7 protein-coding genes and 3 pseudogenes are annotated in these 9320 nt (G+C 63.7%); 6 read left to right on the top strand and 4 right to left on the bottom strand.

What is annotated here, in order from left to right; all coding sequences use genetic code 11:
* Positions 1-135: 135 nt before the first annotated feature.
* From sufD to CXY71_RS03150, 6 genes and pseudogenes are all read left to right on the top strand, one after another.
* Positions 136-1461: a Fe-S cluster assembly protein SufD gene (sufD, locus tag CXY71_RS03175; RefSeq protein ID WP_199184191.1), complete on the top strand. Its 1326-nt coding sequence runs from the start codon at positions 136-138 to the stop codon at positions 1459-1461.
* Positions 1458-1925 carry a Fe-S cluster assembly sulfur transfer protein SufU gene (gene sufU, locus CXY71_RS03170; RefSeq protein WP_104134239.1) on the top strand — a complete coding sequence of 156 codons (468 nt, stop codon included), beginning with the start codon at positions 1458-1460 and terminating at the stop codon, positions 1923-1925. Before sufD ends, sufU begins: the two co-directional genes overlap by 4 nt.
* A 6-nt stretch (positions 1926-1931) precedes the next feature.
* Positions 1932-2483 (top strand): iron-sulfur cluster assembly protein, encoded by a 552-nt coding sequence (locus CXY71_RS03165; RefSeq protein ID WP_104134238.1) that lies wholly within the window; start codon positions 1932-1934, stop codon positions 2481-2483.
* Positions 2484-2634: 151 nt separating this feature from the next.
* Positions 2635-3720, top strand: a pseudogene (locus tag CXY71_RS03160) (P-loop NTPase); the annotation flags it as partial.
* Between the two features lie 57 nt (positions 3721-3777).
* Entirely contained in the window at positions 3778-4110 is a 333-nt protein-coding gene (locus CXY71_RS21745) for an iron-sulfur cluster assembly protein (RefSeq protein ID WP_233204355.1), read from the top strand.
* 259 nt (positions 4111-4369) lie between these two features.
* A pseudogene (locus tag CXY71_RS03150) lies at positions 4370-5487 on the top strand (folate-binding protein YgfZ).
* A 61-nt stretch (positions 5488-5548) separates the two neighbouring features.
* Here CXY71_RS03150 and CXY71_RS03145 read toward each other — a convergent pair.
* The 4 genes and pseudogenes from CXY71_RS03145 to CXY71_RS03130 form a co-directional block, all read right to left on the bottom strand.
* Positions 5549-5761 carry a hypothetical protein gene (locus CXY71_RS03145; RefSeq protein ID WP_104134235.1) on the bottom strand — a complete coding sequence of 71 codons (213 nt, stop codon included), beginning with the start codon at positions 5759-5761 and terminating at the stop codon, positions 5549-5551.
* A gap of 296 nt (positions 5762-6057) precedes the next feature.
* Positions 6058-6903, bottom strand: a pseudogene (gene thiD, locus CXY71_RS03140) (bifunctional hydroxymethylpyrimidine kinase/phosphomethylpyrimidine kinase); the annotation flags it as partial.
* A 62-nt stretch (positions 6904-6965) separates the two neighbouring features.
* Positions 6966-7775, bottom strand: a complete 810-nt coding sequence (locus CXY71_RS03135) for an energy-coupling factor transporter transmembrane protein EcfT (RefSeq protein ID WP_104134244.1) — start codon at positions 7773-7775, stop codon at positions 6966-6968.
* An 8-nt stretch (positions 7776-7783) separates the two neighbouring features.
* The gene (locus CXY71_RS03130; RefSeq protein WP_104134234.1) at positions 7784-9319 is read right to left on the bottom strand and encodes an ABC transporter ATP-binding protein; all 1536 of its coding nucleotides are present in this window, start codon (positions 9317-9319) and stop codon (positions 7784-7786) included.
* Position 9320: the final 1 nt, after the last annotated feature.

Below are 9320 nucleotides of genomic sequence, written 5' to 3'. Positions count from 1 at the left end.
TCAGGTGCATGTTATGACCGCCGGAAGAATCGTGCGCTCCGGGGACAAAGACCTCGCCGTCGAGCTCGAAGAGCACGGCTACACGGGCACCCAACGCGCCGACTCCGAGCGTTTGAGCCCGGTCGGGGTGGCCAGGTGACGCTGACGAGCGCCGCTGGCGGCGTACTCTCCATCCTTGAACCCCCACAGAACGTCCGCGATCCCGCTTGGCTGAGCGATGCACGCGTGAATGCCCTCCGGTGGGTGGGCGAGCACGGTTTCCCGACCCACAAGGATGAGGACTGGAAGTACACAGCACTCGGCCCGATCCTCGCTGTGCCGTTCGAAGCCGCCACCGTGACCTCCAGCAACTGGGTAACCGCAGAAATGATCGACGCAGCAGCGGTCGACCTCGGTGGTCCGCGGTTGATCTTCGTCAACGGACACTTCGCGCCCGAGCTTTCGCGGCTGACGGACCTGCCAGCCGGCTCTGTCGTGACGACTCTCGCCGCGGTGCTGGCTGCGGGGTCTGATCGCCTCGAGCCCTTCTTCTCGCATACACCCGGCGAACATCACGCGTTCGCCGCCTTCAACGACGCACTCGCGGAGGACGGTGCATTCATTCACCTCACGTCCGGGGCGATTCTGGACGAGCCGATCCAACTCGTATTCTTCTCCAATGCCGGCGGAGTCCCCCTGATATCCAGTCCACGGTCGGTGATCATCGCCGATTCGGGCAGTCGCGCGACGATCGTCGAGACCTACGCGGGGATCGATGGCGACGTGTATCTCACCAATGCCGTTACCGAATTCGTCCTGGCCGATGACGCGCAGATTGAGCACTATAAGGTTCAGCTCGAACCCGTGACCGCGTTCCATCTGGCACTGCTCGACGTGCATCAAGGGCGCAACAGCCGCTTCACCTCCCGCTCCGTCATGCTCGGCGCCAGCATCGCCCGCCACGAGGTGCGGGTACTTCTGGACGGCGTCGGCGCCGAGGTCAGCCTCGACGGCGTCTACCTGCCGCAAGGCGATCAACTCCACGACAACACAATCTTCATCGATCACGCCGCGACCGACTGCACCAGCAACCAGCTGTACAAAGGCGTGCTAGACGGACACGGACACGGGGTGTTCAACGGGCACATCATGGTTCGCCACGGTGCCGACGGAACCGATGCGAACCAGAAGAACAAAAACCTGATTCTTTCCGACCGCGCCGAGGTCGACACCAGACCAAGGCTGGAGATATACACCGACGACGTGAAGTGCACGCACGGTGCGGCAGTCGGCCAAATGGACGAGGAGGCGCTGCTATACCTGCAGGCTCGCGGAATACCATTGGAGGAAGCCCGCGGTCTGCTCATCTACGCGTTCGTACACGAGATGGTCGACCGGATTGCCATCGAGCAGCTCCGGACGCAGCTGGAACCACTCGTCGCTGGCCGGTTTAGGAAAGACGACCGCCCGGTCGAGGTATGAACGGGCAAGCGAGCGTGGGCATCGCCGGCCTCTACCAAGAAATGATCATCGAGCACGCCCGCAGTCCACGAAATTTTCGTGAACTGGCGGCCGCGACCTGCACGGTCGACGTGGTCAACCCACTCTGTGGTGACCACTTGACCCTCTACCTTGACCTCACCGACGGTGCTGTCTCCGACATTGCCTTCGAGGGAAACGGATGCGCCATCTCGCGGGCCTCCGCATCGCTGATGACCATGGCGGTGAAGGGTCTGCCACAAGGTGACGCCCTCGCCCTGTTCACCCGCGTCCACAGCATGCTGACCACCGAAACCGTGGATGAACAGGCACTGGTCGACGTAGGCAAGCTAGCTGCGCTGTCGGGGGTATGGGAATACCCGGGGCGGGTTAAGTGCGCCACCCTGGCCTGGCAGGCATTGCGCAACGCCCTCGAAACCGGCGACCACCCGAGCGAGAAGGAATAGACGACCATGGACTCAGGCCGGTACACAATAGTTACACTCAGCCAGAACGCGCAGGCGACGGTGATCCCCGGTGGGCAGCCGATGCTGCTCCAGGCAGGCGAAGAAGTTGTCGTGACGCAGACCCTGGGCGATAGCGTGACCGTGCAAACCGCCATGGGTTATCTGGTGCGGATCAGTGCCGAGGACTCAGCCGCGCTCGGACTGATCAAGCCCGTCGCCGAAACAGTGATCCAGAATGATGGTCCGTTCGACCTGGACCAGGTGCTGGACCAGCTCAAGAACGTTTTCGACCCGGAAATCCCGATCAATGTCGTGGACTTGGGACTGATCTATCTCTGCCAAGAAGAGTTGCTTGCTGATGGTTCCCACCGAGTCGAAGTCAAAATGTCTATGACCGCTCCGGGTTGCGGGATGGGTGACGTACTCAAAGAAGACGCCCGCACCGCAATCCAGGCGGTTCCCGGCGTCAGCGACATCGATATCGAACTGGTCTGGGACCCACCGTGGGGCCAGGACCGAATCTCGGAAGCCGCCAAGCTCCAACTCGGAATGTACTGACCAAGCACGGTCGTACCACGACAGGACGGCCCCGGCTCCGTCGTAGATATCCCAAAGGAACACTAACTATGACCGCCACCATCGCCCCCATGGCGTTAGCCTCACTGAGGCCGCTGCACAGAAGGGCGGCCCGCAGTTGATTAGAGACCATCTGCTCACCGCCCTCGCGCAAGTGACCGACCCGGAGATGCGCAAACCGATTACGGAGCTCGACATGGTCTCCGGCGTGACGGTCGCCGAAGACGGTCACGCGACAGTGGGAATCCGGCTGACAATTGTTGGATGCCCCGCAGCGCAGCGGATCCAACGCGATGTGCTCCAGGCTGCGGAGTCCGTCACGGGAGTCGGCAACGCCACCGTCGACGTGACCATCATGACGCGGGAGCAACGAAACGCGTTGACCGAGAAACTGCGTGGTGGCAAGTTTGCGCCCACAATTCAGTTTGGGCCCGATTCGCTTACCCGTATCTACGCCGTCACGAGTGGCAAGGGCGGTGTGGGCAAGTCCACGATCACTGCCAATCTGGCGGTCGCTCTGGCCGCACAGGGGTTGCGCGTGGGACTCCTCGACGCCGATGTGTACGGGTTTTCGATCCCCGGTCTTCTCGGGTTGGTCACAAACGGCCTTGCCGCCAAGCCGACACAGGTCGGCGACATGATCCTGCCGCCGATCGCATACGACGTGAAGGTGATTTCGATCGGCATGTTCATCGAGGACGCGTCGGCCGCCGTGGCATGGCGAGGGCCCATGCTGCACCGTACGATTCAGCAGTTTCTCACCGAAGTGTACTTCGGCGATCTCGACATTCTGCTGCTCGACCTGCCACCGGGCACAGGCGATGTGGCGATCTCTGTCGGCCAGCTCCTCCCCCACGCCGAAGTCATCGTTGTTACCACGCCGCAACCGGCCGCTGCTGAGGTAGCTGAGCGCAGCGGAGTCGTCGCACGCCAGACCGGCCAGAAAATCTATGGCGTGATCGAGAACATGGCTGGGATGCCGCAGCCGGACGGCAGCGTGCTCGAGCTTTTCGGTTCAGGCGGTGGCGCAGAGGTCGCTCGGCGCCTCTCGGTCGGGAAAGAGACTCCCGTGCCGATACTCGCCCAGGTGCCGCTGAGCGTGTCGCTGCGAAGCGGCGGGGACCGGGGTATCCCTGTCGTGCTCGCCGCCCCAGACGATCCAGCCGCCATCGCCATCCAGGCAGTCGCCACTCGGCTCGCCACCCGTGCCCGTGGAGTCCGGATTAGTGCCGAGGACTCCGCCGCGCTCGGACTGACCAGGCCTGCCGCCGAAACAGTGATCAAGACGGACGGTCCGTTCGATCTGGACCAGGTGCTGGACCAGCTCAAGACGGTCTTCGACCCGGAACTCCCCGTCAACGTCGTGGACCTGGGGCTGATCTATCTCTGTCAGGAAGAGTTGCTCGCTGAGGGCTCTCACCGGGTCGAAGTCAAAATGTCCATGACCGCTCCCGGTTGCGGGATGGGCGATGTGCTCAAAGAAGACGCCCGCACCGCAATCCAGGCGGTTCCCGGCGTCAGCGACATCGATATCGAACTGGTCTGGGACCCACCGTGGGGCCAGGACCGAATGTCGGAAGCCGCCAAGCTCCAACTCGGAATGTACTGACCAGGTACGGCCGTACCCACGACAGGACGGCCCCGGCCCGTGTTAGGTCACCTGTGAGCGCTGCGAGCGAAAGGCATCACAGCGCAAAGGATGAACGAAGGAATCGGCTTGCCACAGCTCAACAACAACTCCCACACCAGCATCCAGGTCCACGCCGCCACGCCGGATGCCGCCACGAGGCATGGGTCCTGGCCGCGGTCCCGGGACATCAGAGCGCTCGCCCACAAACAGGCCACGTGCGCTTCAGGACATCTCGCTCATGTCGAGTGAATTCCTCAACAGGCCCGGCACCGTCGATGCCGGTGATGGGACCAACTCCGGTGTGGCCGCCCACTACGGGAACCCGATCTTCGAGCAGCGCCAACTGGCCGCCGGAACCGCGATCGTCGACCTCTCCCACCGGGCAGTGATCACCATCACCGGCCCCGATCGTCTGAGCTGGATCAACTCGCTGACCAGTCAGAGTGTCGCCCACCTGGCACCAGGGGAATCCACAGAGACCTTGCTGCTGAATATGACTGGTCGGATCGAATATGCGGTTCGTTTGATCGATGACGGTACCAACCTGTGGCTATTGCTTGAGCGCGAAAAAGCGTCCGGGCTTCTGCAGCGGCTGGCAGCATGCAATTCGCGTTGCGGGTGGAACTTGCGGATCGTTCCGTCGATTTCGCGACAATCGGCACCCTCGGCCAGCCTCAGCTCCCGGTGGCCGCCCCGCATGGCCTCCCATTGGTTTGGCGCGACCCGTGGATGGATGTGAGCCAAGGTGGGCACCAATACGCGGTAGCGGTACGATACCCGGCCGCAGGCTGGACCTACAGCGAATTGCTGCTACCCCGCACCAAACTTGCCGGCATCGCCGCCTCCGATATTCCTGTCGCTGGACTGCTCGCTCTCGAAGCGTTGCACATCGCCGCGTGGCGTCCACGTTTTGCCACCGAAGTCGATGACAAAACCATTCCCCATGAACTGGATTGGTTGCGCACAGCCGTGCACCTGAGCAAAGGCGGTTATCGCGGCCAACAGACGGTGGCCAAGGTCCATAACATCGGCCATCCACCGCGCAGACTCGTCATGCTTTACACGGACGATTTTGATACCGTGCTGCCGGCGCACGGGGACGACGTTGTGGTGCCGAACCAGGACGGCCAGGACAAGAGTGTGGGCCAGGTGACCTCGGTTGCCCGGCACTTCGAATTAGGACCGATCGCACTCGCAGTCGTCAAACGCGGTACCGATCCAACCACCGAACTTCTCGTGCAAACCGCTAGCCGTGACATACCAGCGCGGCAGGTAGTGATCGTACCGCCGGATGCGGGCGCCTCATCCTCAGCTACCGTTCCTCGCCTGCCGCGCCGCAGCCCGGCGCGGAGGTAATTCAGTTCCTGTGCTGTCCATGTGAACAGGGCGAGCGCAACAGACGTCCTAACTTCCCCGCTCAGTCTCGATCGTCCTTCTCACCGGCTCTTCGTTCGTGCAGCCAGGCGAGACGGCCACCGACGCGTCGCAACTCGATCTGCCGGGTCGAAAGCTCCTGCCGCACGGCGTACACCACATCGCGGGTCTTGTCGCAAACCAGGATCTCCGTTCCTGCCAATAGATCCCACGGCCATCGCCTCGACACCACGAAAAAACCGCCAGAGACAGCCATTTTGTATGCCGCTCTTCCATTGCAAATATTTCCGAACCTTGACAGCCGGATCAGTCCCAAAAATTGATTCTATCCCAGTTCAAAAATGACGACGGAACTGACCGGGACCTCCCTCTAGCCTCGATAATCGCTGGCTATGCGGTCATTGTGCCCAGGTGCTTCTCCTGATGCATGGTGTTACGACGGTCTTGAACCGACGAGATTCTTCTCCGCCGGGAGGGCCACTGGAAGCGATTTTCTCTGAAGGCACGGTGATCTGGTGCGCAGGGTCAGCAGAGAGGGGGCCGGCCGGCAAACAGCTGGTGAAAGTGATTGATCGGCCCGTTGCCGGAACCGACTTCGAGTTCGTCCGCGTAAGTCAGCGCATCCTGTAGCCAGGCCTTGACCCGCGAGAGCGACGCGGCCCAGTCACCCGTTTGGGCCTGAGCCGTTGCCATGGCCGAGGAAAGCGAACAGCCCGTGCCGTGCGTGTTGCTCGTGTCCACGCGCGGCGAAGTAAACTCGACCACGGTGTCGGCCAGCAATCCCTGGGTGTTGACCAGCGCATCCGGACAGCTGACACCCGTCAGGTGTCCACCCTTGACCAGCACTGTCGCCCCGGAGATCCGGGATAAGCGCTTGCCCTGTTCCACCGCCTCGAGCCAACTGCCGGCGGTCGGCTCCTGCAGCAGCACCGCCAGTTCGGGGATATTAGGGGTGATCAGATCGGCGAGAGACACCAAATCCCGCAAGGCCTGCTCGGCGGATGGCGCCAGGAGACGGTCCCCGCTCGTGGCCACCATGACCGGATCCAGCACCACCAGGGGAGGACGGATGGCTTCCAGCCACGAACGCACCTCCCGGATCACATCGACGTCGGCCAGCATGCCGATCTTGACGGCATCGATCACGACGTCATCGCTGACCGCGTCGAGCTGCTCGCGGAGAAACTTCACCGGCGGGGTGTGCACGGAACGCACCCCGCGCGTATTCTGAGCCACCAGGGCGGTCACCACGGCCATGCCGTAGCCACCGTTGGCCGCGATGCTTTTCAGGTCCGCCTGGATACCCGCGCCGCCGGTGGGGTCGGTGCCGGCGATACTGAGCACTCGGGGGGTCGACCTCAAACCCAGTCTGGTGGCGTGGCTTTTCAAGTGTGGCATCCCACCGTTCGTGCTCGGATACAGGTTCACCGGGTATTCCTCTCTACTCGCTCCGGTGCTTCTCAGGTCCACACGGGGTTCCAGGTGTGGAGGGTAATTGCGGCCGTCATAGCAGCACCGGTGATGATCACGCCGGCCGTCATGACCCACAGGTCGATGACCCTGAAGTTGGATTCGCGCGCCCACGTGCGTTGGCGCCCGCCGAAGCCCCTGGCTTCCATGGTCACGGCCAGTCTGGTTGCCCGCCGGAGGGCCTGCACCAGCAAGGCCAGGCCCTGGCCGACGGATGCCGTGAACCGGCCCAGGAAACCGACGTTCGAGCCCACACCGCGAGCCCGGCGGGCTATGCCGAGGGTCTGCCATTCCTCGACCATGAGCCCCACCAGACGCAGCGCGGCCAACGCCCCGAGCACAAAACGATGCGGCAACCTCAGATTCTGGGCAAACGAATCGGCCAGGTCCGTCGGATCGGTGCTGGCGAGCAGAATAATGCCCGGTAGGGCGATGGCGATGCCACGCAGCACAATGGCCAGTCCCGACTCCAACGAGCCTTCAGTGAAAACCAGCGGCCCCCAATCGAACAGCACGCCCCCGGTCTTGGGAGCCAGGAGGGCCGTTCCGTAGCCGCCAACCAGTGCGGCAGCCAGAATCGGCCAGCCGCGGACGACCAGAATACGGATGCTGACCCCGGCCAGCGGCAGCACTGCCAGCTCTAAGACCAGTGCCACGGTCGCGGACGCCCAATCGATGGTCAGTAGCAGAGCCAGCGTCAGGAGCAGGGCGGCGGCGAGCTTGGACAACGGGTTGGCGTTGGCCAAAAGCCAGGTGGATCGGGGCACAGCGATGACGTCGGCGCTCACTCCAGCCCTCATGTCGGCGCTCATGCCAGGGCCTCGAGCGCGACACGGTCAGGTTCAAGGTGTAGCCGGCGCCCGCCTAGAACCTTGGTGAATTCCTCGTCGTGGGTGACGGAGACGACGGCCGTACCGGCATCCAGCAGCTCGGTGAGCAGCCCGGCCAATTCGGCCCAGGTGTTCGAGTCCTGTCCGAAGATCGGCTCGTCGAGCACCAGAACCTGCGGGCTGGCCGCGAGCACGGTGGCAACGGACAACCGACGCTTTTCGCCCCCCGACAGGGTGAACGGGTTGGCCGCGGTCAGATGCGTGAGGCAGAGCCGCTGCAGAAGGTCGTCCACGCGTTCCTCCCCCCGGCCCAGGCGCCGCGGTCCGAAGTTCAGCTCGTCCAGCACGTTGCCGGTGACGAACTGGTGCTCCGGTTCTTGAAAGACCGTGCCGATTCGAGCGATGAGCTCTGACCCGGTCCAGGCAAAGGGATCAGGCCCGGCTTCGCGGCGCAGCACGGTGGATGCGACGATCTCACCCTGGGCGGCGGGCAGGAGCCCGGCCAGAGTCAGGGCGACCGTGGATTTTCCGACGCCGTTGGGGCCGGTGATGCTCAGTACCTCCCCGGCGAACACCTCAGCCGAAAGTCCTGTTATCACGGGGGTGACCGGATGCCGCCGTCTCGGCCGTCGGCGGGAAACGCCGAGGCCTGACGCACTCAGGAGCACTGAGCGATCGGTTCCGCGCAAGCCTCCGTTCTGGTCGGTCGGCGGATTCACGCGGCTTCGGGTCTCGGGGACGAAACCCGGAACCCACACTCCGGCCTCGATCAGCATCCGGCGGGCCTGGTTCAGCACATTGGCGGGTGAACCATCGATCATGACGCCTCCGCCGGGCTCCAGAACGACAATCCGGGTCGCCACATCCGCCCAAATGGCCACTCGATGCTCGACCACAACCAGGGTCGCCCCGGTGCGGTCAAGGGTTCTCACCACCGCGTCGCGAACCTCGAGCACGCCCGCCGGGTCAAGGTTCGCCGTCGGCTCATCCAGCAGGATCAGGCCCGGCCGCATGGCCAGGATGCCGGCCAGCCCGAGGCGTTGTTTCTGGCCGCCGGACAGCCGCGAGGTCGGGTAGTCCAGCGGAAGGTTCAGTCCGACGGCGTCGAGCGATTCGTGCACCCGCCGCCAGATTTCCCCCCGGGGTACCGAGAGATTCTCCGCGCCGAATGCGACGTCGTCACCCAACCGGGAGAGGACCACCTGTGAATCCGGGTCTTGCTGCATCAGCCCGGAGCGGCCGCGCTGCTCGGCGGCCGGCCGGCCGTCGATCAGCAGGCGGCCGAATTCGGAGGCCTCCTCGTCGCCGCCGAGAACGCCGGCCAAGGCGTGGAGCAGTGTCGACTTACCAGCTCCGGAAGGGCCTAGGAGCAAAACGCGTTCCCCGGGCTCAATCGTCAGGTTCAGGTCGGCGATCGCCTTGCGGGTGCGGCCGGAATGTTGCCAGCCCCAGCCTGCGGCGGACACCATAGCTGGCCGCACCCCGTCGTTGCCGTGGTTCTTCGGGACACCCATT

Origin of the sequence: Cryobacterium sp. Y62, from assembly GCF_002929785.1 — a bacterium.
Taxonomy (GTDB): Bacteria; Actinomycetota; Actinomycetes; order Actinomycetales; family Microbacteriaceae; genus Cryobacterium.
Note: the sequence above shows the minus strand (reverse complement) of the source record. Positions and strands in the feature narration are given on the sequence as shown.